A 601-nucleotide genomic window follows, 5' to 3' on the forward strand; every position below is an offset into this window, starting at 1 on the left:
GGGCTCTGACTACTTGTAGGCACACGGTTTCAGGTTCTATTTCACTCCCCTCCCGGGGTGCTTTTCACCTTTCCCTCACGGTACTGGTTCACTATCGGTCACTAGGTAGTATTTAGCCTTGGGAGATGGTCCTCCCAGCTTCCGACGGGATTTCACGTGTCCCGCCGTACTCAGGATCCACTCAAGAGGGAACGAAGTTTCAACTACAGGGTTGTTACCTTCTTTGACGAGCCTTTCCAGACTTCTTCGTCTACTCCGTTCCTTTGTAACTCCGTATAGAGTGTCCTACAACCCCAAGAGGCAAGCCTCTTGGTTTGGGCTATGTCCCGTTTCGCTCGCCGCTACTCAGGGAATCGCGTTTGCTTTCTCTTCCTCCAGGTACTTAGATGTTTCAGTTCCCTGGGTCTGCCTTCCATACTCTATGTATTCAAGTAAGGATATTGTTCCATTACGAACAATGGGTTCCCCCATTCGGAAATCTCCGGATCAAAGCTTACTTACAGCTCCCCGAAGCATATCGGTGTTAGTCCCGTCCTTCATCGGCTCCTAGTGCCAAGGCATCCACCGTGCGCCCTTCATAACTTAACCGAATTGGTTGTTA

At 50.4% G+C, this 601-nt stretch carries 1 rRNA gene; it reads right to left on the reverse strand.

Annotated features, from left to right (window positions below):
- Positions 1 to 588, reverse strand: a 23S ribosomal RNA gene (locus tag LCM10_RS20540); the annotation flags it as partial.
- Positions 589 to 601 lie beyond the last annotated feature (13 nt).

The sequence above is a fragment of the Rossellomorea aquimaris genome (assembly GCF_020171925.1).
Classification (GTDB): Bacteria; Bacillota; Bacilli; order Bacillales; family Bacillaceae_B; genus Rossellomorea; species Rossellomorea aquimaris_F.